The following is a 25,273-nucleotide window of genomic DNA, read 5'->3' as shown; positions in this document are numbered from 1 at the left end:
GAAACCAATCGCATTCCAGTTGGAATCGATTGTTTTATTCTCTCATTGTCGCACCGCGCGGAAGCTTCATTCTTTGTTGTCCCCCGCCGTGGACGCGCCCATGCATGCGCCGCTATAGCAGGGTGAAATCTGTAGCATATTTATGCTGTTGCGGCTGATATCGCCGAACGCTCCAAGGGAAAATGCCGTGGAAGGCCCTGCCAATATTGTCGTGCTGAGCGGATTACTGATCGGCCTCGTCTATGGCGCGGTCGCTCTGTTGAGCGGCTTTTGCATGCTCTCCAGCCTGCGCGGCTGGTGGGCGGAAGGCGATGGCCGCCTGGTCCGTACCTATGCGCTCGCCATCGGCGTGAGTGTTGCAGCAACGCAGTTGCTGGCGGCCGCGGGCCTCGTCGATCTCGGCAAGTCGATCTATCTGCAACCGTCATTCTCGGCGCCGCTGATGTTTGTCGGCGGGCTGTTGTTCGGCTACGGCATGGTGATGTCGAACGGTTGTGGTTCGCGCGCGCTGGTGCTGCTCGGGCGCGGCAACCTCCGCTCCTTCGTGGTGGTGATGGTGCTCGGCATTTTTGCAATGATGACGCTGAAGGGCCTGATCGCGCCGGCGCGTATCGCGATGGTGCAGGCCTCGCAGACCACGACGACAGTGAATTCGGTGCCGGCGCTGTTGTCGGCGCTCGGCCTCAGCGAAATCACGGCGCGCATGCTGGCGGCGTCCGCCGTCAGCGCGGCGCTGATCATCTTCGCGTTCGGGCACGCGCCATTCCGGAAATCGCCGGGCCAGGTGGCTGCCGGTTTTGTGATCGGCATTCTGGTGGCGAGCGGCTGGTTCGCGAGCGGCTATCTCGGCGCCGATGATTTCAATCCGACGCCGGTGGTGTCGCTGACCTTCATCGCGCCGATCGCGGATGCCTTGCAATATGTCATGCTGTCGACGGGATCGACGCTGAACTTCGGCATTGCCACGGTCGGCGGCGTGCTCGCCGGCAGCCTGATCACGGCACTGGCGACCGGACGTTTCCACCTGGAAGGTTATCAATCGCCGCGCCACATGCTGCGCTCGGGCGGCGGCGCCGCGCTGATGGGCGCCGGCGGCGTGATGGCGTTCGGCTGCTCGATCGGGCAGGGACTGACAGGGTTTTCGACGCTGGCGCTGGCCTCGTTCATCGCGGTCGCCGGCATCCTGGTCGGCACCGCGCTAGGCTTGCGCGGCGCGCTCCGTGTACGTCCGCTGGCAACGGCTTGAAAATCGATGTCGTCCCGGGATTGACCCGGGACCCATACGCCGTGTCCTTTCGGTGAGAGCACCGGCGTTAAATACCTTCTTAATCAACTAAAGCCACGGCGTATGGGTCCCCCGATGCGCAATTGCGCATCTGAGCTCAAGGCCGGGACGACGACTTCGCTTTTTACTCCGCAGCCTTGGTCACGATCTGGATTTCCGATGTCAGCGTCCGGTGCACCGGGCACTTGTCGGCAATTTCCATCAATCGCTTGCGCTGATCGGCGTCGAGCGCGCCCTCGATCGAGATCACCCGGTCGATCTGGTCGAGCATGCCGACGCGGGTTTCGCATTCGGCGCAGTCTTCCGCATGGATCTTCTTGTGCTGCAGCGTCACCGTGACGCGATCGAGCGGCAGCGATTTGCGGTCGGCATACATCCGCATCGTCATTGAGGTGCAGGCGCCAAGGCCCGCGAGCACGAAATCATACGGCCCGGGCCCGGAGTCCTCGCCGCCGGCGGCGACGGGTTCGTCGGCCAGCATCTGGTGCGACCCCGACGTGACGGTCTGCTGGAATTTGCCGGCGCGGGTCTCGCGCACCACGACATTGCGCGGTACCTCGCCGCGTTCGGCGGCCGGTTGAGCTGGAAGCGGTTCGACATAGCGTTCGGCCCAGGCGGCAATGACGTCGGCGACATACGCGGCATCGCGCTTGTTGCTGAGCAGATGATCGGCGCCGAACAGCGACACGAAACTTTTCGGATGTTTTGCAGCGACAAAAATATTGGTCGCGTTATCGATCCCGACCGTGTCATCGGTCGGCGAATGCATGATCAACAGCGCCTTGTGCAATTTGGCGACATGCGCCATCAGGCCATGTTCGGCGATATCGTCGAGGAATTCACGTTTGATGTGAAAGGGGCGTCCGGCGAGCTGAACCTCGATCTTGCCCTGGGTGCGAATGTCCTCGACGCGATCCTTGAAGAAATGGGTGACGTGTGCGGGATCGGAGGGCGCGGCAATGGTGACGACCGCCCTGGCATCGGGGATTTGTCCGGCGGCGGCGAGGATTGCGGCACCGCCGAGGCTGTGGCCGATCAGGATCGCCGGAGCCTGCCGGGTGTCGCGCAGATGATCGGCGGCGTGGACGAGATCGGCGACGTTCGAGGTAAAGGTCGAGTTGGCGAAATCGCCTTCGCTGGAGCCCAAGCCTGTGAAGTCGAACCGCAGCACGGCGATGCCGCGAGCGGTGAGCGCAGTCGCGATGCGTTTGGCCGCCAGCACATCCTTGCCGCAGGTAAAACAATGCGCGAACAACGCGTAGGCGCTGATGGCGCCGTCGGGTTTGTCCAGCGCCGCGGCAAGCTGATGGCCGCCTTCACCGGTGAATTGAAAGCGTTCGGTCGGCACGGGCATTCTCCCTTGGCTCTAAGGCGTCAATCGCTGGAATAACGCTGCTCCGCCCACGGGTCGCCGCGGTTGTGATAGCCGCGGACTTCCCAATAGCCCGGCGCATCCTTATCGAGGAATTCGATGCTCTGCAGCCATTTGGCGCTCTTCCAGAAATAGAGATGCGGCACCACCAGCCGCACCGGGCCGCCATGGTCCTGCTCCAGCGGCTGGCCGGACCAGCTGTGGGCGAGCAGGGCATCCTCGGCGGCGAAATCTTCCAGTGCAAGGTTGGTGGTGTAGCCGTCATGCGAATGCAGCACCACGAAACGCGCCTCGTCGCGCGGCCGGCACGCCATCAGCAGGTCGCGGGTCGAAAGCCCCTCCCATAGATTGTCGTAGCGCGACCAGGTGGTGACACAATGAATGTCGGACAGGAATTGCGTCTGCGGTTGCGCGCTGAACTCGGCAAAATTCCAGAAGATCGGGTTTTCGACCGCGCCGTAAACGTCGAGCCGCCAGCGCTCGCGCGAAATGCTCGGCGTCAGGCCGAGGTCGAGCACCGGCCAGTCGCGCGTCAGATGCTGGCCCGGCGGCAGGCGCTGGTCCTCGGGACGGGTGATCTTTCCGGTAAGGAACTTTCCTTCGCGCGCCCAGCGTTCCTTGCTGCGTGTCAGCTTGCTCTCCGGCGGCGGCTCGGGGTCGTCGGTCATATCGGAACCTCATTCGTGACGATGCATCGACGATTTGAGGGAGAAATACATTACCTCGGCGCGCGCGGCTCGATCGGCGTGGTGCCGCGCACGCCCAGAATGTCTTCCAGCACCTTCGCGCCGGCGAGAAGTTTTGCTTCGGCCCGTGGCTTGGCCACCATCTGCAGTCCGACCGGCAGGCCCGAGGCCGTAAAGCCGCACGGCAGCGACAGCGCGGGGCAACACACCAGCGTGATCGCGTAGACGATGCCGAGCCATTCGACATAATTGTCGAACTTTTTGCCGGCGCATTCGGCGACGTAGCGGTTCTCGACCGGGAACGGCGCCACGATGGTGGCAGGCGCCAGCAGCAGATCGTACTTGTCAAAAAACTCCAGCGTGCGCGCGGTCATCGCGACGCGCTGCGCTTCGGCGCGCTCGAGCTGCTCGACGGTCAGCTTGAGGCCTTCCTCGATGTTCCAGATCACTTCGGGCTTGAGCTGGTCGCGCTTGGTGCGCAGCAGCTGCGCCTTGCTCAGCGCAAAGTCGAACGCGCGCAGCACGTGGAAACATTCATGGGCCTCGCGGAGGTCCGGATGCGCTTCCTCGACGATGACCCCGGCTTCCGCGAAACGCTGCGCCGCCTTGCGGGTGACCGCGGCAACTTCGGGATCGACCGGCGTGATGCCGAGATCAGGCGAATAGGCGATGCGCTTCGGCTTGCTGCCCGCGCGCACCGCGGACAGGAACGAATTTGGTAGCACCGGCAGCGACAAGGGATCGCCGGGATGTTCGCCGCTCATCGCATCGAGCAGCAGGGCTACGTCCTCGACATTGCGCGCCATCGGGCCGTTGACCCCGAGATTGCGATCGACGGCGGCCGCAAGCGTATGCGCGACGCGGCCGATGCTCGGCCGCAGCCCGACGATGCCGCAGAAGCTGGCGGGGTTGCGTAAGCTGCCGCCCATGTCGGAGCCGTGGGCGAGCCAGGCTGTTCCGGTGGCGAGCGCCACCGCCGCACCGCCCGAGGAGCCGGCGGCGGAGCGGGAAGTATCCCAGGGATTGCGCGTCGCGCCGAACACTTCGTTGAACGTGTTGGCGCCGGCGCCGAATTCCGGCGTGTTTGATTTGGCGTAGATCACGCCGCCGTTGTTTTCGAGATGCTCGACCAGAATGTCCGATTTCGCCGGGATGTTATCCTTGTAGATCGGCGAGCCCTGCGTGGTCAGCACACCCTCGACCGCTGTGAGGTCCTTGATCGGGATCGGCAGGCCTGCGAGCAGGCCGCGCTCGCCGACCGGCTTTTTCATCAGCGCCCGGGCACGGTCGCGGGCGCGGTCGAAGCACAGCGTCGGCAGTGCGTTGACGGGCCCGTCGACTTCAGCGATCCGCTTTTCCAGCACGTCGAGCAGATCGAGTGGCGTGACTTCACCCGCTCTCAGCTTGCCAACGATGGCACACGCCGTCTCTCTCACCAGCCCCTGATCAGCCACTTTGCCCTCCGCGGTTTCTTGGTCGTGAATGGTGCTGTAGAACATTTTTTGGCAAAGTGGAAACCCGCCCACGTCGTGGCTGCACTGGAGATTTGGAATGCCGGTATTGTTTTCTGCGCTGGACTGGCGCGCCATGAGCCAGCAAGACCGCGATCTCGGCTTCAATAATGGCGTCGCCGTGCCCGGCAGCGTCGAGCTGGTCGCGGGCTGGGAGCAGCGCTCCGCCGATATGCGCAAGCGCTTCCCCGACCAACTCGACCTCCGCTATGGCCCGCGCGAGCGCAACCGGATCGATTTCCTGAAAGCCGCCGACAAGGCGCCGACGCTGCTGTTCATCCACGGCGGCTATTGGCAGACCCGCGCCAAGGAGGCCTTTACGGTGTTCGCCGAAGGCCCGATGGCGCATGGCATCAATGTGGCGCTGATCGGCTACACGCTGGCGCCCGATGCGACGCTCGACGAAATCGTCGCCGAAATCCATTCCGGCATCGATTATCTTACCGGACAATTGCCGGCGCTCGGTGCGGCCGGTGACGACATCGTGGTGTCCGGCTGGTCCGCCGGCGGCCATCTCACCTCGATGGCGCTGTCGCATCCGAGGGTGAGGGGCGGGATGGCGATATCAGGCATCTTTGACCTCGAGCCGATCAGGCACGGCTATCTCAACGAGAAACTGAAGGCCGACGAGGCGACGTCGCGCCGCAACTCGCCGATGGTGATGGCAGGCGGTCCGCTCAAGCCGCTGTCGCTGGTAGCCGGCAGCGCCGAGCTGCCGCTGCTGCGCAAGCAAACCGCCGACTTCGCCGGCCACCGCGCCAGGCATGGATTGCCGGTGACCTATGAGGAGATTCCCGGCGCCGACCATTTTACGATCATGCACGAGATGCTGTCGCCGACGGGGAGGATCACGACGCTGATAAGGCAGTTGTTTGAAAGGACGGCGGGCTGACGTCATCGTGAGGTGCGAGCCTCTTCGGCGCGCCTCGAAGGATGACAGGAACAGGTGCCCGCTGCCCATCCTTCGAGGCGCGCAAGAGCGCGCACCTACGGGTGAACGCAATTGCGTTCATCCCGGGGATGACGGCGGAGTATCGGGTGGCGTTGACGTGTTGATCGCCTCTACCCCCACCCCGCACTGATCCCGCCGTCCACCGTATAGATCACGCCCGATGTATACCCTGATCGATCCGACGCCAGAAACGCCATCAAGTCGCCGATCTCGCGGGCATGGGCGGGGCGGCCGAGCGGCAGGCCTTTCTGGAATTCCTTGTAGCGGTTCTCGTCGCCGAACTGGTTTTTGGCGCGGGTCTTCAGCAGCGTGACGTGGCGGTCGGTGCCGACGGGGCCGGGGTTGATGCCGACCACGCGGATGTTGTCGGCGAGGCTCTTGCCGCCTAATGCACGCGTGAAGGCCATCAAGGCCGCATTGCCCGCGCTGCCGCAGATATAATTCGCGTCGAATTTTTCACCGGCCGCACCGATGTCGTTGACGATGACGCCGTGGCCGCGCGCCTTCATCTGCGCATAGGCCGCGCGGGTGAGGTTGATGTAGCCGAACACTTTCAGTTCCCAGGCGTGACGCCAGGTCGCCTCGTCGATCTTGTCGATCGAGCCGCCCGGGATATCGCCGGCATTGTTGACGAGGATGTCGATATCCGACGTATCCTTCACCAGCTTCTCGATGTCGGCCGGGTTGCGCAGGTCGACGACATGCACCGAGGCGTCGATCTGGTGGGCCGAGCGCAGTCGATCGGCGAGCGCCTTCAGTTGCGCGCCGTTGCGGGCGGCCAGCCTGATGTCGCAGCCTTCCTCGGCGAAGGCCTCGGCCGCGGCGGCGCCAATGCCCTTGGAGGCGCCGGTGATCAGGACGCGCTTGCCGCGCAAATGCAGATCCATGGGAATTCTCGCTTGTTGGGATGGTATCTCGGGAAGGCCAGCGAAATTGGTAGGCGGTCGGCACGTCGGCGGTCAACATTGCACTGCAGCGTTGCACCCGCGCGCCGTTTGGTCCATTGCAAGGCCATCAACAGGCCGTGTCTGGGGCATGGCACACGACCCAAAGAGCAAGCCACCCAAGGATTTCAAGAATGAGCAAAAAAACCTATCGGATCGCGGTCATTCCCGGCGACGGCATCGGCAAGGAAGTGGTGCCGGAGGGCCTGCGCGTTCTTGAGGCGGCCGCGAAGAAGCACGGCGTGGCCGTGCATTTCGACCATTTCGACTTCGCCTCCTGGGACTATTACGAAAAGCACGGCGAGATGATGCCGGAGGACTGGAAGGCCAAGATCGGCAAGCACGACGCGATCTACTTCGGCGCGGTGGGCTGGCCGGCCAAAATCCCCGATCACATTTCCTTGTGGGGCTCGCTGATCAAGTTCCGCAGGGAGTTCGACCAGTACGTCAATCTGCGCCCGGTGCGCCTGATGCCCGGCGTGCCGTCGCCGCTCGCGAACCGCAAGCCCGGCGATATCGATTTCTGGGTGGTGCGTGAAAACACCGAAGGCGAATATTCTTCCGTCGGCGGACGCATGTTCCCGGATACCGACCGTGAATTCGTCACCCAGCAGACGGTGATGACGCGCGTCGGCGTCGATCGCATTCTCAAATTCGCATTCGATCTTGCAGCGTCACGCCCGAAGCAGCATCTGACCTCGGCGACCAAATCCAACGGCATCTCGATCACGATGCCCTATTGGGACGAGCGCGTGGAGGCGATGGCGAAGGACTATCCCAAGGTGAAGTGGGACAAGTACCACATCGACATCCTCACCGCGAATTTCGTGCTGCATCCGGACTGGTTCGACGTCGTGGTCGGCTCCAATCTGTTCGGCGATATTCTCTCCGATCTCGGTCCGGCCTGCACCGGCACCATCGGCATCGCGCCATCAGGCAACATCAATCCGGAAGGCAATTTCCCGTCGGTGTTCGAGCCGGTGCACGGCTCGGCGCCCGATATCGCAGGGCAGGGCATCGCCAACCCGATCGGCATGATCTGGTCGGGCGCGATGATGCTGGAGCATCTCGGCGAGAAGGAAGCGGCGGCCTCGATCGTCGGCGCCATCGAGCGCACGCTCGGCGAACGCACGCTGCGCACCAGGGATCTCGGCGGCAACGCGGACACGACCGCGTGCGGCAAGGCGGTCGCGGATATGGTGGATTGATTTTTCTTCCTTCTCCCCTTGTGGGAGAAGGTGCCTTCGCGAAGCGAAGGCGGATGAGGGGTTCTCTCCTCACCGCACATATCGGGATGAGGATAGAGACCCCTCATCCGGCGCTTCACGCCACCTTCTCCCACAAGGGGAGAAGGAAGTAAGAAGGCGCCTACTTCCCCTTCGCGATCCGCCGGCAGTGTTCCAGCGCCGCTCCGATCAGATTCTCGCTGGCCTCGGGCGTGCGGAAGGCCGAATGCGCCGACAGCGTGACGTTGGGCAGCTTGGTTAGCGGATGATCCGCCGGAAGCGGTTCGATGTTGAAGACGTCGAGGCCGGCATGACGGATCTGGCCTGATTTCAGGGCCTCGATCATCGCTTCCTCGTCGACGATGGCGCCGCGCGCAGTGTTGACGAGGATGACGCCGGGCTTCATCGCCTCGATGCAGGCGGCCGAGACCAGCCCGCGGGTCTCGTCGTTGAGCAACAGGTGAATCGAGATCACGTCGCTCTCGGTCAAGAGCTCATCGAGTTCGACGAATTCGACCTTCGGATGCTTCTTGGGCGACCGGTTCCAGGCGATCACGCGCATGCCGCTGCCGAGCGCGATCCGCGCGACTTCGGCGGCGATGCCGCCGAAGCCGATCAGCCCCAGCGTCTTGCCGGTCAGTTGCATGGCGTCATCGCGCAGCCAGTTGCCGGCGCGGATCCCGCGATCCATGCTGGCGAGGCCGCGCGCGCCTTCCCACATCAGCGCGATGGCGCATTCGGCCACCGCGGTGTCGCCATAGCCCTTGATCAGGTGCACCTCGATGCCGAGCTGGCTAAGCTCTTCCGGGTTCATGTAGCTGCGCGCGCCGGTGCCGAGGAACACCACGTGCTTCAGCCCGGTACACTTCTTCGCAATCTCGGTCGGCAGCGCGGTGTGGTCGACGACGGCGATTTCGGCGCCATCGAGGATCTTTGGATATTGCTCCGAGGTGATGTCGGGATCCCGGTGGATAAGCACCTCGGGATCACCGGGCTTTTGCAGCCGCTCGAAGATCACGGCCAGGGATTCATTGGCATCGACAAAAACACCGCGCACGGCAGTCCCTCCGGTTTTGATTATTTTATGACGCCACGCCGGCAAGCGCCAGCACGGTATGCATCAGGACGTTGGCGCCGGCGGTGCAATCGGCCTGCGTGGCGTCTTCCAGTTCGTTGTGGCTGATACCGTCCTTGCAGGGCACGAACACCATCGCCGCCGGCATCACGGTGTTGAGGTTGCAGGCGTCGTGGCCGGCGCCGGAGGTGATGCGGCGATGCGAGTAGCCGAGCGCCGTGGCGGCGTTTTCGACCGCGTCGACCAGCTTCGGATCGAAATGGGTCGGCGGCTTGCGCCAGACCAGATCGAGCTTGACGTCGACCTTGCGGCGGGCCGCGATCTCCGCAATCGCCGCGCGCAAATCCCTGTCCAGCGCGTCCATGATCGCGGCGTCCGCGCTGCGGCAATCCATCGTAAAGGCGATTTCGCCGGGAATGACGTTGCGCGAGGGATTGGCGATCACGGCCTCGCCGATGGTGCCGACCGCCTTCGGGCCGTGTTTTTTTGCGGTTGCTTCCATCGCCAGCACGATTTCCGACAGCGTCGCCAGTGCGTCGCGCCGCAGCGGCATCGGCGTCGAACCGGCATGGCTTTCGAAGCCGGTGATCTTGCCGTCGTACCACAGCACGCCCTGGCCGGAATCGACCACGCCGATGGTCTTGTTCTCGGCTTCGAGGATCGGGCCTTGCTCGATATGCAGTTCGACGAAGCTGGAGAATTTCTGGCGGCCGACCGGGCTCTCGCCGCGATAGCCGATGCTGTCCAGCGCCTGCGCCACCGTCACGCCCTCGGCATCCTTGCGCGACAGAATGTCGTCGGTGGTGAAATCACCGACATAGGCGGCGGACGCCATCATCGCCGGCGCAAAACGCGAGCCTTCTTCATTGGTCCAGTTGCAGATGCAGATCGGCGTCTCGGTCTCGATCCCGGCATCGTTGAGGGTGCGAACCATCTCCAGCGCAGCGAGCGTGCCGAGTATGCCGTCGAACTTTCCGCCGGTGGGCTGGGTATCGAGATGGGAACCGACGCCGATCGGCGCCTTCGACATGTCGCGCCCCTTGCGCAGGCCGAACATCGAGCCGAGCGCGTCGACGTGAACCTCGAGGCCAGCGGATTCGCAGGCTTTCCGGAACCAGTCGCGGACCAGCTTGTCCTCAGGTCCCAGCGTCAGTCGCCGCACGCCGCCTTTCGGCGTTGCACCGAATTTGGCGGTTTCATGAATGGTGTCCCACAGCCGGGCGGAATCGATTTGCAGGTTGGATGCGATCTTGGTCATTGAGCCATTCCGGTCTTGATTGATGCTCACCCGATCCGCTTCAATGACGCGCCTGCAGCGGCGCGTCAACAACGACGCCGCCCTGCGCGAGCGAGGCCGCCAATTCAGCCACCCGTTCGACCGCGACCGTGTCGGGGGAGGTCAGCCAGCTCGCCGAAAACGTCAATAGCGGCATCTGCAGGTTGGTCGACAGCAAGTGCAGCCTTCCATCGGCGATTTCGTTTTCGACAATCGCCGTCGGAACGACGGCAATGCCGAGGCCTTCGATCGCCATATGCTTGACCGTACCCAGCGAGGCGCTGGCGTGCAGGCGCATCGGCGGCAGGTCGGGCCGGTTGAACAGCGAGCGGACGATTTCGTAAGGCGGCGTCTTGCGTGGAAAGGTGATGATGGGAAATTTGGCGAGGTCATGCACCGTCAGCCGCTCCTTGCCCAGCCCGAGCGAAGGACTGGCAAGAAATCCGACCGAATAGTCGCACAGCACCCGGTTGCTGATGGTCGGCCCCGTCACCGGCCCGAGCAGGAACGCGAGTTCGATCTCCTGCGCCAGCAGCCGGTTGCGCAAATTCGAGGTGATGTCGACCTCGATCTCGAGCGAAAGGTTGGGGTAGGTGTGATTGACGCGCTTGATCAGCTGCGTGAGGAACGTGTGCACGATGGTCTCGGCGACGCCGAGCCGGAGCACGCCGCGCATCGCCGAATGGTCGCCGACAACCGCCAGCATTTCCGAGCGTAGTCCGATCAGTTTCTCGGCATAGACCATCAATTGCCGGCCGTTCGGTGTCGGCATCACCATGCGGCGCTCGCGCTGTAACAATCTGACGCCCACCTCCCGTTCGAGCTGGGCGATCCGCTGCGAGATGGCGGGTTGCGTGGTGTTGAGCTTCTGCGCGGCACCACGGAAGCTCCCGAGCGTTACCACCCACATGAAGGTCTCAATTGCCTTGAAATCAACCATGCACCCTCTGCCCGCAGATTGATAAATTGAATTTATCCATCTTGATTAAAAATCACGATTAGACATTATCATAGCCATATGCGGGAGTGGATGTCGACCTGATTGGAGCTGTTGCAACGATGACCAGCTTGGCAAGAACGGAACGACCCGGTCTCGATACGGCGAATTTATCGGCCAGCGTCGCCGCCCGGCATGCCTGCCGTACCGGCATGGCCGCCACCACGGCCGGCGTCGCCAACGGCTTCGTGCAGGGCAATCTGGTGATCCTGCCGGAAAAGCTGGCGGCGTCGTTTCACCGGTTCTGCCAGCTCAATCCCAAACCGTGCCCGATCATCGGCATGTCCGATGTCGGTGATTTCAGAATTCCCTCGCTCGGCCTCGATCTCGACATCCGCACCGACCTGCCGCGCTATCGCGTCTGGCGCGACGGCGAAGTGGTGGAAGAGCCGACCGACATTACCGCGCATTGGCGCGACGACCTGGTGGCGTTCGTGATCGGATGCTCCTATTCATTCGAGGAAGCGTTGCTGGCGGACGGGCTGCCGATCCGCCACATCGAGCGCAAGCTGCGCGTGCCGATGTACCGCACCAGTATCGCCTGCGGCGCGGCGGGCCCGTTCGCGGGGCCGATGGTGGTGTCGATGCGGCCGTTCAAACCGGCCGATGCGATCCGCGCCGTACAGATCACCTCGCGCTTTCCTTCGGTGCACGGTGCGCCGGTTCATCTCGGTCATCCGCATGCGATCGGGATTGCCGATATCAACAAGCCCGACTACGGCGATGCGGTGCCGGTCGGGGACGACGAGATTCCGGTGTTCTGGGCCTGCGGTGTGACGCCGCAATCGGTGATCGCGGCCGCCAGGCTGCCGTTTGCGATCACGCACGCGCCCGGATTGATGCTGGTGACCGATCTGCAGAACAAGGCGCTTGCCGTGCTTTGATGCAGATGGTGCCGATCATTGAGGCTTTACCGTAACCGCTAACCGCTTCATCGAAGTCAGCCGTTCAAAAGGGGGATTTGCAATGACGATCACGCGCCGCAATGTATTGCTTGGAGCCACCGCTGCCGCCGCTCTCGCGCCGATCGCGGCCCGCGCGCAAACGTCCGAAGTGGTGATCGGCGTCACTTACCCGATGTCCGGCGCCAACGCGCAGATCGGCGTCGACGCGCAGCACGCCTATGTGACCGCCACCGACATCATCAACAACAAGCATGATTTCGAGCTGCCGCTGGCAAAGGATGCCGGACTGCCTGGCCTCGGCGGCGCCAAGATCCGCCTCGTGTTCGCCGACCATCAGGGCGATCCCCAGAAGGGCCGCGCCGAAGCCGAGCGCCTGATCACGCAGGAGAAAGTCTGCGCCATCATCGGTAGCTACCAGAGCTCGGTGGCGGTCACCATCAGCCAGATCTGCGAGCGCTATCAGACCCCGTTTGTCTCGGCTGACAACTCGTCGCCGAGCCTGCATACCCGTGGCCTGAAATTCTTCTTCCGCGCCGCGCCCCATGATGAAATGTTCACCAAGGCGATGTTCGACTTTTACGAGGCCATGAAGAAGAAGGGCACCAAGATCGAGACGCTGGCCCTGTTCCACGAGGACACGATCTTCGGAACCGACTCCGCGAACGCACAGATCAAGCTTGCCAAGGAGCTCGGCTACAAGATCGTTGCCGATATCAAGTACCGTTCCAATTCGCCGTCGCTGTCGGCGGAGGTCCAGCAGCTCAAGTCGGCGAATGCCGACGTGCTGATGCCCTCGAGCTACACCACCGACGGTATCATGCTGGTCAAGACCATGGCCGAACTCGGCTACAAACCGAAGGCGATCGTGGCGCAGGCCGCGGGCTTTTCCGAGAAGGCGCTGTACGACGCGGTCGGCGACAAGCTCGAGGGCGTCATCACCCGCGGCAGCTTCTCGCTCGATCTCGCCGTCAAGCGGCCGATGGTCGGCAAGATCAACGATTTGTTCAAGGCGAAGTCGGGCAAGGATCTGAACGACAACACCTCGCGCGAGTTCATGGGCCTGATCGTGCTGGCGGACGCCATCAATCGCGCCAAGTCGACCGACGGTGAAAAGATCCGCGCGGCGCTGGCCGCGACCGAAATCCCGGGCGAGCAGACCATCATGCCGTGGAAGCGCGTGAAGTTCGACGAACTGGGCCAGAACAACGACGCCGATCCGGTGCTGCTGCAGTATATCGGCGGCAAGTTCGTCACCATCTCCCCGCCGCAAGGCGCGGTCGCCGAGGCCGTCTGGCCGATGAAGTAACGGGCGGACACGGGGGCGGGGACATGACAGCCGAGACCATTATCCAGAGTCTGGCGAGCGGCCTTTTGATGGGGCTGCTCTACGGGCTGATTGCGGTCGGCCTCGCGCTGATCTTCGGCCTGATGGACGTCGTGAATTTCGCCCACGGCGAATTCCTGATGATCGCGATGTACGCGTCGTTCTTCCTGTTTGCGTTCTTTGCGATCGATCCATTGTTGGCGGCGCCGCTGGTCGCGGCGGCGTTGTTCGTCTTTGGCGCCGTGGTCTATCTCCTGATCGTACGTTTCGCGGTCAGGGCAAAGGCCAATGCCGGCATGGTGCAGATCTTCTCCACCTTCGGGCTTGCGATCGTGATGCGCGGCGTGGCGCAGTTCTTCTTCACGCCGGATTACCGCAGCGTCACCCATTCCTGGTTCGGCGGCAAAACCGTCTCGATCGGCGGCATCTTCCTGCCGCAGCCGCAACTGATCGGCGCGGCGGTGGCGATGCTGGCCTTTGGCGGGCTCTATTACTTTATTCACCGCACCGATTTTGGCCGCGCGCTCGAAGCCACCCGCGAGGATGCCGGCGCCGTGGCGCTGGTCGGTATCGACAAGAACCGCGTGTTCGCGCTGGGCTGGGGGCTCGGTGCGGCGATGGTGGGTCTCGCCGGCGCCATCATGTCGATCTTCTTCTACATTTATCCCGACGTCGGTGCGTCGTTTGCGCTGATTGCCTACGTCACGGTGGCGCTGGGCGGCTTCGGCAGCGTGTTTGGCGCCTTTGCCGGCGGCATCATCGTCGGCCTGGTTGAAGCCACCACCGCATTGATCCTGCCGCCGTCACTGAAGTCGGTCGGCATCTATGCGGTTTATCTCCTGGTCGTGTTCGTGCGGCCGCGCGGTCTGTTCGGGTCGATGTGATGGATACGGATTTTGCAAAACGCCGCCGCCGCGACCTGATCCTCGCATTCTGCCTCGCCGCCATCGCCGCGATCGTGCCGCTGTTCGTCAAGGACTCCTACGTCCAGAACATCATGGTGCTGACGCTGATGTGGGCGGCGCTGTCGCAAAGCTGGAATATCCTCTCCGGCTATTGCGGACAGATCTCGCTCGGCCACGCGCTGTATTTCGGGATTGGCGCCTATACCACGACGCTGCTGTTCACCAAGTTCGGCGTCCTGCCGTGGTTCGGTATGCTCGGCGGCGGCCTGATATCGGCTGTCATCGCGATGGGCCTGGGCTATCCCTGCTTCCGCCTGCGCGGGCATTATTTCGCGATCGCCACCATCGTCATTGCCGAGATCGGGCTCTTGCTGTTCCACAACTGGGATTGGGCGGGCGCGGCACTCGGCATCGAGATTCCCGTGCGCGGCGACAGCTGGCTTAAATTTCAGTTCGCGCGCAGCAAGCTGCCGTATTTCTACTTTGCGCTGGCGCTGGCCTGCGTCGCCTGGTTCGTCACCTGGTGGCTGGAGGATTCCAAATGGGGCTATTGGTGGCGCGCGGTGAAGGACAATCCGGACGCCGCTGAAAGCCTTGGTGTCGTCGTGTTCAATTCCAAGATGGGCGCAGCCGCGGTATCGGCGTTTCTGGTCGCGGTCGGCGGCAGCTTCTATGCGCAGTTCGTCTCCTATATCGATCCCGAGAGCATCATGGGCTTTCACATCTCGCTGCTGATGGCGCTGCCCGCGGTGCTCGGAGGCATCGGCACATTATGGGGGCCGATGCTGGGGGCCGTCATCCTGATTCCGCTCACGGAATTGACGCGGTCCTACGCCGGCGGCTCCGGCCGCGGTGTCGACCTGATCGTCTATGGCGGCCTGATCATCGCGATCTCGCTGGCGCGGCCGCAGGGGCTGGTCGGTCTGTTCTCGCCCGCGCGCAAGGAGGCGAAGCAATGAGCACGCCATTGCTGGAAACGCGCGGCGTCTGGCAACGCTTCGGCGGTCTCGTCGCCAACAGTGACGTCTCGATTTCGGTCGGACGCGGCGAAATCGTCGGCCTGATCGGGCCGAACGGCGCCGGCAAATCGACGCTGTTCAATCTGATCGCGGGCGTGCTGCCGCCCACCCAAGGCTCGATCTGGTTCGACGGCGAAGACGTCACCGCGCTCCCCGCAGCCGAGCGCTGTGTGCGCGGCGTCGCCCGGACCTTTCAGGTCGTGAAAAGCTTCGAGACCATGACCGTGATCGACAACGTCATCGTCGGCGCGCTGGTTAGAAACACCGTGATGCGCGTGGCGCGGCGCAAAGCCCATGAGGTGCTGGATTTTTGCGGCCTGGCCGGGCGCGCCAATGTGCTCGCCAGCGATCTGGTCCCGTCGGAAAAACGCCGCCTCGAGGTGGCGCGCGCGCTGGCAACCGAACCGAAACTGCTGCTGCTCGACGAATGCCTGACCGGCCTGACCCCGCTCGAGGCCCAGACCGGCGTCGAACTGGTGCGCAAGGTGCGCGACACCGGCGTGACCATTCTGATGGTCGAGCACGTCATGGAAATCGTGATGCCGCTGGTCGACCGCGCCATCGTGCTCGATCTCGGCAAGGTGCTGGTCGAAGGCAAGCCAAACGACGTCGTTCGCGATCCGAAAGTCATCACCGCCTATCTGGGGGATCGTCATGCTGTCGGTGCATGAAGTCACCACCGCCTATCAGGGGCTGGTCGCGATCTCGGCGGTCACGATCGATGTCGCCAAGGGCGAAGTCGTCTGCGTCGCCGGCGCCAATGGGGCCGGCAAGTCGACGCTTTTGAAATCGATCGCCGGCGCGGAGCGGCCGCGTTCCGGCACCGTCACCTTCGACGGCGAGCGGATCGACGGCCTGGCGCAGCATGTCATTACCTCGCGCGGCATCGCCTATGTGCCGGAAAACCGCCGGCTGTTTCCGCGGCTCTCGGTGCGCGACAATCTGCGGCTCGGCAGTTACCTCTATCGCGGCGAGGCCGACCGCGAAGCGCCGCTGGATCTGGTGTTCAAGCTGTTCCCTCGGCTGTCGGAGCGGCTGGATCAGCGCGCCGAAACGCTCTCCGGCGGTGAGCAGCAGATGCTGGCGATTGGCCGCGCGCTGATGACGCGGCCGCGGCTGTTGATGCTCGACGAGCCCTCGCAAGGCATCATGCCGAAACTGGTCGATGAAATCTTTCAGGCGGTGAAGCGCATCCGCGACACCGGGATGACCGTCTTGATCGTCGAGCAGCGAATGGCGGAGTGCCTCGAAATCGCCGACCGCGCCTACATCCTGCAAACCGGTCGCGTGCTGATGCAGGGCAGCGCCGCGGAGATCCGGACCAATCCGGATGTAAGGAAGGCGTATCTGGGGCTTTAGGCCGGGATCGTCATCAAGCCGTCATTGCGAGGAGCGTAGCGACGAAGCAATCCATACTTGCTTCGCCGCCCGATGGATTGCTTCGCTGCGCTCGCAATGACGAGGTAGTGGAGTTTGTAGGGCGGTTTAGCCGAAGGCGTAATCCACCGTTCGCTCTCGACGAAAGAGGTGGGTTACGGCTTCGCCTAACCCACCCTACGGACCTACCGGATAACCTCGACCTTCGCCGCCATATCAGGCGCGCGGCCGACGCGGTAGTTCGCATTGCTGCACCTGAGAACCCACACTTCGCGGTCTGGCTTCGAGCGCTTGGCGTCCTTTTTCGCGCCGAGCGCCTTGTCGCAGGAAAAACCCTGCGTGCGGATCTGGGCGGCCAGCATGCTTTGCACGGTCTCTTGGGCCTGCGCGGTCGATCCAGTCCAACCGCTCAAGAACAGAACTCCGAAGGCGAAACCGATGTATTTGAACATGTGCGTCCTCCGCAAAAGATCAGTGATTGTGGTCCGGCAGCGTCAATCCAAACGTTTTAGTCAAATCCTTGACCTGTTCCGGCGACAGATATCGCGGGTTCAACCCGCGCAGCAGCAGATACAGTTTCGCCGTCTCTTCCAGTTCCTCGATCGCGAACACCGCCGCTTCCAGCGTGTCGCCTGAAACCACCGGGCCGTGGTTGGCGAGCAGCACGGATGAATACTTTCCGGCGAGCCCCTTGATCGCGTCCGCCACCGCGGGATCGCCGGGCCGGAAATACGGCACCAATGCGGTGTGGCCGCATTTCATCAGGTAATAGGGCGTCATCGGCGGTAATGCGGCGCGGGGATCGATCTCCGGCAGCATCGACAGCGCCACCGAATGGGTCGAGTGCAGGTGCACCACGGCGCGCGCAGCGCTGCGGGTTTGATAGAGGGCGGTGTGCAGCGGCACTTCCTTGGTCGGGGCGTCGCCGGACACCAGCTTGCCGTCGGGCCCTAACCGCGACATCCTGTTGGGATCGAGCGAGCCGAGCGAGGCGTTGGTCGGGGTCACCAGCCAGCCGCCATCGTCGAGCCTGACGCTGATATTGCCCGAGGAGCCCGGCGTCAGCCCGCGCTCGAACAGCGAGCGGCCGAGACGGCAGATTTCCTCGCGAATTCTGGTTTGGCTCATGGATAAAACCCTGTTCCTCCGTCTTTTCTCACGCTTTGGCAGCGCGGCCAAGCCGTGATACCCAGAGGCAAAGCCGCAAGGGTCAGACTCCAAGAGCACAAGGAAACGCCACAATGCCAGAATCCGCAAAACCGCGCGCCGCCGTCATCGGGCTGGGCTCGATGGGCTTTGGCATGGCCACCTCGCTGCGCCGCGCCGGGTTCGAGGTGACCGGGTGCGATGTCTCGGCCGAGTCCGTCGCGCGCTTCGTGGCCGATGGCGGCCACGGTGCCAAAACCCCGGCGGAAGCTGCCAAGGCGGCCGATATCGTCGTCAGCGTCGTCGTCAATGCCGCGCAAACCGAAGCCATCCTGTTTGGCGCTGACGGCGTTGCGGAGACCCTGGCCAAGGGCGCGGTGTTCATCTCCTCCGCCACCATGGACCCCGATGTAGCCCGGCGGCTGGCCAAACAGCTGGAGGCGACGGGACGGCTTTATCTCGATGCCCCGATCTCCGGCGGCGCGCAGCGCGCGGCGCAGGGCGAACTCACCATCCTGGCCTCGGGCAGTGCGGCCGCGTTCGCCAAGGCACGCCCGGCGCTGGATGCGATGGCGGCAAAACTTTATGAACTTGGCGATGCCGCCGGGCAGGGCGCGGCGTTCAAGATGATCAACCAGCTATTGGCCGGCGTGCACATCGCCGCAGCTTCCGAAGCGATCACGTTTGCCGCCAAGCAGGGCCTCGACATCAAAAAGGTCTATGAGGTGATCACAGCCTCCGCCGGCAATTCCTGGATGTTCGAGAACCGGATGCCGCATGTGCTCGACGGCGACTACGCGCCGCGCAGTGCGGTGGAGATTTTCGTCAAAGACCTCGGCATCATCCAGGACATGGCGCGCTCGGCGAAATTTCCGGTGCCGGTCGCCGCCGCGGCGTTGCAGATGTTCCTGATGACGGCGGCCTCCGGCATGGGCCGCGACGACGACGCCTCAGTGGCGCGGATGTATGCCCGCGTCACCGGCACGCATCTGCCGGGTGAGCCGAAGTAATTAAGCAGGAAGAGGACAGCACATGCCCCGCTTTGCCGCCAATCTCACCATGATGTTCAACGAGGTCCCGTTCCTCGATCGCTTCGACGCCGCCGCGAAAGCCGGCTTCACCGCCGTGGAATTCCTGTTTCCCTACGAGTACCCGGCCGACGAGGTAGGCTCGCGGCTCAAGGGCGCCGGGTTGACGCAGGCGCTGTTCAACCTACCGCCGGGCGACTGGAACGCCGGCGAAAAGGGATTCGCGGCGCTGCCGGAACGTTTTGAAGATCTCAAGAAGAGCCTGCAGACCGCGCTACCCTATGCGCAGGCGACCGGCGTCAAGCGGCTGCATCTGATGGCGGGGATTGCCGACCGCGGCGACCGCAAGGCGGTGGAAGCGTTCTATAAGTCAATAGCGTGGGCGGCCGAGTTCTTCGCGCCACATGGCCTCGACGTGGTGATCGAGCCGATCAATTCGCGCAACGTGCCGGGTTACTTCCTCAACGACTTCCTGTTCGCGCGCGATCTGATCACCGAGTTGAAGATTCCCAACCTGAAATTGCAGTTCGACATCTACCACTGCCAGATCATCCATGGCGACGTCACCATGCGGCTGCGCGAGATGATGCCGATAACAGGCCATATCCAGATCGCCAGCATTCCCTCGCGCAACGAACCCGACGGCGAGGAGCTGAACTATCCGTTCCTGTTCGCTGAGCTCGACCGGCTTGGCTATGGCGGCTTTGTCGGCTGCGAATACAACCCGCGCGGCAACACCACCGACGGCCTCGGCTGGTTCAAACCCTACGCCGGAGCAAAATCGTGAAACTGTCTTTGGGCTGCATCGCCGACGACTACACCGGAGCCTCCGACCTCGCGAACACGCTGACGCGCTGCGGCCTGCGCACGGTGCAGACCATCGGCGTGCCCTCTGACGATCTCGCGCTGCCGGAGGTCGACGCGGTCGTGGTGTCGCTCAAAAGCCGCTCGATCGAGGCGGGCTTGGCCGTCACCAGATCGCGGTCAGCAGAAAAATGGCTGCGCGGCCGTGGCGCTGATCATGTGCTGTTCAAGATCTGCTCGACCTTCGATTCCACCGACGCCGGCAATATCGGTCCCGTGATGGATGCGCTGTGCGCTGACTCCGGCGATGCCATCGTGCTGGTGACGCCGGCGTTTCCGGAAACCGGCCGCACCGTCTATCAGGGCAATCTGTTCGTCGGCGCCGTGCCGCTGAACGAAAGCCCGCTGAAGGATCATCCGCTCAACCCGATGCATGATTCCAATCTGGTGCGGGTGCTGGCGCGCCAGAGCCAGACGAAAGTCGGACTGGTCGACCTTGCGACGCTCGCGCGCGGGGAAGCTTCCGTCCGCGCGCGTCTTGCCGATCTCGCCGGCAAAGGCATTGGCGCGGCCGTCATCGACGCGGTGTTCGACCGCGATCTGGAAACCATCGGCAACGTCGCGCTGGATCATCGACTGTCGGTCGGCGCCTCCGGCATCGGGCTCGGCCTCGCGCGGGCGTTGGTCGCTTCCGGCAAGGTCAGATCCAACGTGGCAGAGGCGAACGCCGATGCGCCGGTCGGCGGACCGGCGGCGTGCCTGGCCGGCAGCTGTTCGCAGGCAACCTTGCTGCAGATTGCCAATGCCGAAAAGGCGATGCCGGTTCTGCATCTCGATCCCGACCGCGTCGTCGCGGGTCCCGACGAAGCGCGACGTGCGTTGGCGTGGGCAAAGGAGCGAATCGGTGACGGCCCGCTGCTGATCGCGAGCAGCTCGACGCCGGATCAGGTTGCAGCCCTGCAATCCCGGCATGGCCGCGATGCAGCCGGACATGCCATCGAGCAGGCGATGGCCGACATCGCAAACGGATTGGTGCAGTCCGGCGTGCGCCGGTTGGTCGTCGCAGGTGGTGAAACTTCAGGCGCCGTGGTCGATCGGCTGGGGATTCCCGGCTTCCTCGTCGGCGCGGAAATCGCTGCAGGCGTGCCGGTTCTGCGCGCGGTGGGCGCGAAAAATGGCGAGATGCTGCTTGCACTTAAATCGGGCAATTTCGGCGGCGCCGAATTCTTTTCCGACGCACTCAAGCTGATGCGCTGATCGTCCTACGCCATTCATTTCTCAAAGACTTCTGTCGCGTACCGTATTTTTACGGTGCGCCAAATTAACACAACCTGAGAACGAATAAGATTCTGCTGCGTGCAAGGCGTCCTTCCGCCCGAATGACTCACCGCCTCGTCGCAATCGGCGCGTCTCCCGCGCCCAAAACCAAGAGATTCCAAACCAATGCTCGCGAAGTACTCGATCCGCGCCAAAATCATCACCGTCGTCGCCTTCCTGCTGGTCGCGATGACGGGCATGGGCCTGCTGGCCGTCCGCAACATGCGGGCTATCAACGCCAACACCGTCGACATCGCGACCAGCTGGATGCCGAGCGTCCGGGTGCTGGGTGACCTGCGCGCCGGCGTCATTACCTACCGCAATGTGATCCGCGAGCACATGCTGGTCGGAACGCTGGAAGGAAAGCTGGCGCAGGAAAAGACCCTGGCGAGCGTGGTCGAGAGCAACACCAAGATCCGTGCCCTCTACGAGCCCATGATCACCTCTCCGGAGGAGCGTGCGCTGTACAAGGAATGGTCCGATCTCTGGGACAAGTACAAGGCGGGTACACAGGAAGTGATGGCGCTGTCGCGCGCGGCCGCCGGCAATTTCCAGCAGAGGCGCATGAATTGAACTCCAAGACCGTCAACAAGATCGGGCTCGAGGCCGACGCCGTCCTGCGCAAGGACATCGACCTCAACAACGCCGGTGCCGACAAGGCGGCCCAGGATGCGTCTGGCAGCTACGCGTCCGCCTTCATGATGCTGGCCGTGATCCTCGGCGTCTCCGTCATCATCGGTATTGCCGTCAGTATCTATCTGGTTCGCGACGTCTCAACCGGCATCGCTTCCATCGTCACCCCGATGCAGGCGCTGGGCAACGGCGACCTCAGCGCGGAAGTTCCGCATCAGGCTGAGAAGACCGAAATCGGCGCCATGGCAGACACCTTGCAGGTGTTCAAGCAGGCGCTGATCGCGAAGAAAGCCGCCGACGAGGCCGCGGCCCTCGACGCCGAAGCCAAGATCGAGCGCGGCCGCCGGGTCGACGGCATCACCCGCAATTTCGAATCTGTCATCGGCGAGATCGTTCAGACCGTGTCCGCAGCTTCGACGCAGCTCGAAGCCTCGGCCGGCACACTGTCGGCGACCGCCGAGCGTTCACAGTCGCTGACGACAGCGGTGGCTGCGGCCTCCGAGGAAGCTTCCACCAACGTGCAGTCGGTGGCGTCGGCGACCGAAGAACTGTCGTCATCGGTCAACGAGATCAGCCGCCAGGTGCAGGAATCGGCGCGCATGGCGACCGACGCTGTCGGCCAAGCCCGCGTCACCAACGACCGGGTCAGCGAATTGTCGAAGGCGGCGAGCCGGATCGGCGACGTCGTCGAATTGATCAACACCATCGCAGGCCAGACCAATTTGCTGGCGCTCAATGCCACCATCGAGGCGGCGCGCGCCGGCGAAGCCGGCCGCGGCTTCGCCGTCGTGGCGTCGGAAGTGAAGGCGCTGGCCGAGCAGACCGCGAAGGCGACCGGCGAGATCGGCCAGCAGATATCGGGCATCCAGGCCGCGACCCAGGAGTCGGTCAACGCAATCCAGGAAATCAGCGGCACAATCGAGCGGCTGTCGGAGATCTCCTCGACCATCGCCGCCGCGGTGGAAGAGCAGGGTGCCGCGACACAGGAAATCTCGCGCAACGTGCAGCAGGCGGCGCAAGGCACCCAGCAGGTCTCCTCTAACATCACCGACGTGCAGCGCGGCGCGAGCGAAACCGGCTCGGCCTCCTCGCAGGTCCTGTCGGCGGCGCGGTCGCTGTCCGGCGACAGCAACCGCCTCAAGCTCGAAGTCGGCAAGTTCCTGGATTCGGTCCGGGCAGCCTGACGCCCGGCCGATCACCGGCGAAGAGCCCGGCTCCCAACAGAGCCGGGCTTTTGCGTTCTGCAACTCAGCAGCGAAATCCGATTGGGCTGCTCGGTACTCGCTACTGAGCTAAAATTAACCAGTGTTCTTTACAAGAGCACCATCTTTACGGCGCGCGCGCTGTTCGCCGACAGCGCGTTTTGGGGAAATTTGGGGTTCGCTGACATGATCAAGCTCAATCGCATCGGGTATAAACTGGGCCTGGCTGGCGCCGTCGGCATATTGCTGGCGGGCGGCATGGTGGCCAACCAGATGATGTCGGAACGGGCGATCGAGGCGGCAAACAGCCGCGCCGACCGCTCGCAGCGGGTCATCGACGCCGCGATATCAGCTAACCTGAACGGACGGCAGATCGAGCTTGCCGCGCGCAACATCCGCCTGGCGACGAAGGCCGCGGACGTCGAAAGGAACGCGGCGGACCTCAGTCGGTTGAAGGCCACTCAAACCAAGGCGTTGGATGACGCGCTGGCGATTGCGGCGCTGCCGGATACCAAGCAGCGCCTGGAGAAAATCAGGTCGCTGATGAACTCCTACACGACCGGCGTCGATGAGCTGGCGAAGACGCAGCTCAATCTTCTCGCGGTGATCGACAAGCGCTCGGCGATTTCGGCTGAATGGACCAAGGCGATCGAGACCCAATTGGCGTCACCCGCGCTGGCCAAGCTCGACAACAAGCTCGAAATCGAAAAGCTGCTGCATATGGCCGACGCCAAGGTCAACACGCTGCGGGCCATGGTGTGGCGGCTGGGCGCCACCGGCGATGTCAGCCTGATCGCCCAGATCGCCAAGACCCAGGCGGCGCTCAAGGCCAATTTCAACCTGTTGCGGGGTGAGGCCGATGACCGCGATCTGCTGGTCGTGGTCAGCTCGCTGGATTCGATCGTCAAGCGCTTCCTGGCCGCCAATGACGAAGCGGTCAAGACCGAGGAATTGAAGGTAGACATCGTCGTCAACCGCTCCGTCAAATTTGCCCAGGAGGCGGGCACGCAGATGGACAGCCTGGTCGACGTGGCGCGAAAGGACTACGCCACATCGAAGGAGGAAGCCGCCGCCGAGACCGAGCGAGCCAGCATGGTCAGCCTCGCCATGGGTATCGTGGTGATTATCGCGCTGTTCGCATCGATGGTGTTTTCCTTCCTCGGGATCTCCCGCCCGATGATGCGCCTGAACGGTGCGCTGGGGGAGATGGCCGGCGGTAACCTCGACGTTGTGATCCCCGGCGCCAGGCGCGGCGACGAAATCGGCGACCTCGCCAAGACGGTCACGATCATCAGGGAGAATGCCGAGCAGAAGGCCCGCGACGAAGCCGAGGCCAAGATCAAGCAGGACCAGATCGCCGCCCGGCAGCGCAAGGACGACATGATCAAGCTCGCCGATACGTTCGAGACGGCGGTCGGCGAGATCGTCGAGACCGTGTCGTCGGCCTCGAACGAACTGGAAGCCTCCGCCGGCACGCTGACGTCGAACGCCGAGCGCGCCCAGGAACTGACCACGATGGTGGCTGCGGCCTCCGAGGAAGCCTCCACCAACGTGCAGTCGGTGGCATCAGCGACCGAAGAGTTGTCCTCCTCGGTCAACGAGATCAGCCGCCAGGTGCAGGAATCGGCGCGGATGGCCACTGCGGCCGTCGAGCAGGCCCGCACCACCAACGACCGCGTCAGCCAATTGTCGAAGGCCGCGAGCCGGATCGGCGACGTCGTCGAACTGATCAACACCATCGCCGAGCAGACCAACCTGCTGGCGCTCAACGCCACCATCGAAGCGGCGCGCGCCGGCGATGCCGGCCGTGGCTTCGCGGTCGTGGCGTCGGAAGTGAAGGCGCTGGCCGAGCAGACCTCCAAGGCCACCGGCGAGATCGGCCAGCAGATATCAGGCATCCAGGCGGCGACCCAGGACTCCGTGAACGCGATCAAGGAAATCAGCGGCACCATCGAAAAGCTGTCGGAGATCTCCTCGACCATTGCCGCAGCCGTGGAAGAGCAGGGCGCCGCGACGCAGGAAATCTCCCGCAACGTGCAGCAGGCCGCTCACGGCACACAGCAAGTGTCCTCCAACATCACCGACGTGCAGCGCGGCGCCTCCGAGACCGGCTCCGCATCCACGCAGGTTCTCTCCGCCGCGCAATCGCTGTCGGGTGACAGCAACCGTCTCAAGCAAGAGGTCGGCAAGTTCCTCGACTCGGTGCGCGCGGCCTGACCACAACGGGATGACAATCTGAAAGCCCGGCCTCCGGAAGGGGCCGGGCTTTTTGCATTTGACTGCCTGCGT

At 63.5% G+C, this 25,273-nt stretch carries 22 protein-coding genes and 1 pseudogene; 14 read left to right on the top strand and 9 right to left on the bottom strand.

The features are described 5' to 3' along the window. The first annotated feature begins 187 nt into the window (after nt 1-187). Complete coding sequence (locus tag JQ574_RS19105; RefSeq protein ID WP_312014612.1) at nt 188-1,246, top strand: YeeE/YedE family protein; 1,059 nt, start codon at nt 188-190, stop codon at nt 1,244-1,246. Between the two features lie 163 nt (nt 1,247-1,409). Here the strand turns inward: JQ574_RS19105 and JQ574_RS19100 are convergent, their stop codons facing one another. The 3 genes from JQ574_RS19100 to JQ574_RS19090 are packed head-to-tail and all read right to left on the bottom strand — an operon-like array spanning nt 1,410 to nt 4,842. Next, complete coding sequence (locus JQ574_RS19100) at nt 1,410-2,633, bottom strand: bifunctional alpha/beta hydrolase/OsmC family protein (RefSeq protein WP_212210639.1); 1,224 nt, start codon at nt 2,631-2,633, stop codon at nt 1,410-1,412. A gap of 26 nt (nt 2,634-2,659) precedes the next feature. Next, complete coding sequence (locus JQ574_RS19095) at nt 2,660-3,325, bottom strand: sulfite oxidase-like oxidoreductase (protein WP_212210640.1); 666 nt, start codon at nt 3,323-3,325, stop codon at nt 2,660-2,662. Nucleotides 3,326-3,375: 50 nt separating this feature from the next. Beyond that, nucleotides 3,376-4,842, bottom strand: a complete 1,467-nt coding sequence (locus JQ574_RS19090; RefSeq protein ID WP_212210644.1) for an amidase — start codon at nt 4,840-4,842, stop codon at nt 3,376-3,378. Between the two features lie 52 nt (nt 4,843-4,894). Here JQ574_RS19090 and JQ574_RS19085 point away from each other — a divergent pair, with 52 nt between their 5' ends. After that, nucleotides 4,895-5,746, top strand: coding sequence for an alpha/beta hydrolase (locus JQ574_RS19085; RefSeq protein ID WP_212210646.1), 852 nt, complete (start codon nt 4,895-4,897; stop codon nt 5,744-5,746). Between the two features lie 170 nt (nt 5,747-5,916). On the opposite strand, the gene JQ574_RS19080 is transcribed toward JQ574_RS19085, so the two are convergent. Continuing rightward, nucleotides 5,917-6,693 (bottom strand): SDR family oxidoreductase, encoded by a 777-nt coding sequence (locus tag JQ574_RS19080; protein WP_212210648.1) that lies wholly within the window; start codon nt 6,691-6,693, stop codon nt 5,917-5,919. A gap of 191 nt (nt 6,694-6,884) precedes the next feature. Between JQ574_RS19080 and JQ574_RS19075 the strand changes: the two genes are divergently transcribed. Next, nucleotides 6,885-7,958: a tartrate dehydrogenase gene (locus JQ574_RS19075; protein WP_212210650.1), complete on the top strand. Its 1,074-nt coding sequence runs from the start codon at nt 6,885-6,887 to the stop codon at nt 7,956-7,958. A 160-nt stretch (nt 7,959-8,118) separates the two neighbouring features. Here the strand turns inward: JQ574_RS19075 and JQ574_RS19070 are convergent, their stop codons facing one another. Genes JQ574_RS19070 through JQ574_RS19060 form a run of 3 tightly spaced genes read right to left on the bottom strand, consistent with a single transcriptional unit; the run spans nt 8,119 to nt 11,267 of the window. Further along, nucleotides 8,119-9,033: an NAD(P)-dependent oxidoreductase gene (locus JQ574_RS19070; protein WP_212295076.1), complete on the bottom strand. Its 915-nt coding sequence runs from the start codon at nt 9,031-9,033 to the stop codon at nt 8,119-8,121. A 25-nt stretch (nt 9,034-9,058) separates the two neighbouring features. Beyond that, on the bottom strand, nt 9,059-10,309 hold the full coding sequence (locus JQ574_RS19065; protein ID WP_212210654.1) for a Zn-dependent hydrolase: 1,251 nt from the start codon (nt 10,307-10,309) through the stop codon (nt 9,059-9,061). A 40-nt stretch (nt 10,310-10,349) separates the two neighbouring features. Beyond that, nucleotides 10,350-11,267: a LysR family transcriptional regulator gene (locus JQ574_RS19060; RefSeq protein WP_212210656.1), complete on the bottom strand. Its 918-nt coding sequence runs from the start codon at nt 11,265-11,267 to the stop codon at nt 10,350-10,352. Nucleotides 11,268-11,386: 119 nt separating this feature from the next. Here JQ574_RS19060 and JQ574_RS19055 point away from each other — a divergent pair, with 119 nt between their 5' ends. From JQ574_RS19055 to JQ574_RS19030, 6 genes are all read left to right on the top strand, one after another. Further along, nucleotides 11,387-12,208 carry a putative hydro-lyase gene (locus JQ574_RS19055; protein ID WP_212210658.1) on the top strand — a complete coding sequence of 274 codons (822 nt, stop codon included), beginning with the start codon at nt 11,387-11,389 and terminating at the stop codon, nt 12,206-12,208. 82 nt (nt 12,209-12,290) lie between these two features. Further along, entirely contained in the window at nt 12,291-13,535 is a 1,245-nt protein-coding gene (locus JQ574_RS19050; RefSeq protein WP_212383772.1) for an ABC transporter substrate-binding protein, read from the top strand. A gap of 23 nt (nt 13,536-13,558) precedes the next feature. Next, complete coding sequence (locus tag JQ574_RS19045) at nt 13,559-14,437, top strand: branched-chain amino acid ABC transporter permease (RefSeq protein WP_212210662.1); 879 nt, start codon at nt 13,559-13,561, stop codon at nt 14,435-14,437. After that, nucleotides 14,437-15,417 (top strand): branched-chain amino acid ABC transporter permease, encoded by a 981-nt coding sequence (locus tag JQ574_RS19040; protein ID WP_212210664.1) that lies wholly within the window; start codon nt 14,437-14,439, stop codon nt 15,415-15,417. The genes JQ574_RS19045 and JQ574_RS19040 overlap by 1 nt, the downstream gene beginning before the upstream one ends. Then, entirely contained in the window at nt 15,414-16,148 is a 735-nt protein-coding gene (locus JQ574_RS19035) for an ABC transporter ATP-binding protein (RefSeq protein WP_212210666.1), read from the top strand. Before JQ574_RS19040 ends, JQ574_RS19035 begins: the two co-directional genes overlap by 4 nt. Continuing rightward, the gene (locus tag JQ574_RS19030; RefSeq protein ID WP_212210668.1) at nt 16,132-16,836 is read left to right on the top strand and encodes an ABC transporter ATP-binding protein; all 705 of its coding nucleotides are present in this window, start codon (nt 16,132-16,134) and stop codon (nt 16,834-16,836) included. The genes JQ574_RS19035 and JQ574_RS19030 overlap by 17 nt, the downstream gene beginning before the upstream one ends. 203 nt (nt 16,837-17,039) lie before the next feature. On the opposite strand, the gene JQ574_RS19025 is transcribed toward JQ574_RS19030, so the two are convergent. Continuing rightward, nucleotides 17,040-17,306, bottom strand: a complete 267-nt coding sequence (locus tag JQ574_RS19025) for a hypothetical protein (RefSeq protein ID WP_212210670.1) — start codon at nt 17,304-17,306, stop codon at nt 17,040-17,042. 19 nt (nt 17,307-17,325) lie between these two features. After that, the gene (locus JQ574_RS19020) at nt 17,326-17,982 is read right to left on the bottom strand and encodes an aldolase (RefSeq protein WP_212210672.1); all 657 of its coding nucleotides are present in this window, start codon (nt 17,980-17,982) and stop codon (nt 17,326-17,328) included. A gap of 35 nt (nt 17,983-18,017) precedes the next feature. Between JQ574_RS19020 and ltnD the strand changes: the two genes are divergently transcribed. The 5 genes and pseudogenes from ltnD to JQ574_RS18995 all read left to right on the top strand — a co-directional run bounded on the left by ltnD (nt 18,018) and on the right by JQ574_RS18995 (nt 25,201). After that, nucleotides 18,018-19,010 carry an L-threonate dehydrogenase gene (gene ltnD, locus JQ574_RS19015; RefSeq protein WP_249119433.1) on the top strand — a complete coding sequence of 331 codons (993 nt, stop codon included), beginning with the start codon at nt 18,018-18,020 and terminating at the stop codon, nt 19,008-19,010. Nucleotides 19,011-19,032: 22 nt separating this feature from the next. Next, on the top strand, nt 19,033-19,815 hold the full coding sequence (gene otnI / locus JQ574_RS19010; RefSeq protein WP_212210674.1) for a 2-oxo-tetronate isomerase: 783 nt from the start codon (nt 19,033-19,035) through the stop codon (nt 19,813-19,815). Next, nucleotides 19,812-21,089 carry a 3-oxo-tetronate kinase gene (otnK, locus tag JQ574_RS19005; protein ID WP_212210676.1) on the top strand — a complete coding sequence of 426 codons (1,278 nt, stop codon included), beginning with the start codon at nt 19,812-19,814 and terminating at the stop codon, nt 21,087-21,089. The genes otnI and otnK overlap by 4 nt, the downstream gene beginning before the upstream one ends. 186 nt (nt 21,090-21,275) lie before the next feature. Then, nucleotides 21,276-22,966 (top strand): annotated as a pseudogene (locus JQ574_RS19000) (methyl-accepting chemotaxis protein). A 207-nt stretch (nt 22,967-23,173) separates the two neighbouring features. Further along, nucleotides 23,174-25,201 (top strand): methyl-accepting chemotaxis protein, encoded by a 2,028-nt coding sequence (locus tag JQ574_RS18995; protein WP_212210724.1) that lies wholly within the window; start codon nt 23,174-23,176, stop codon nt 25,199-25,201. The last annotated feature ends 72 nt before the right edge of the window (nt 25,202-25,273 follow it).

Source organism: Bradyrhizobium sp. AUGA SZCCT0158 (genome assembly GCF_018130065.1).
Lineage (GTDB): Bacteria > Pseudomonadota > Alphaproteobacteria > Rhizobiales > Xanthobacteraceae > Bradyrhizobium.
The sequence above is the reverse complement of the archived record's forward strand: the minus strand, read 5'-3'. Positions and strand labels throughout refer to the sequence as shown.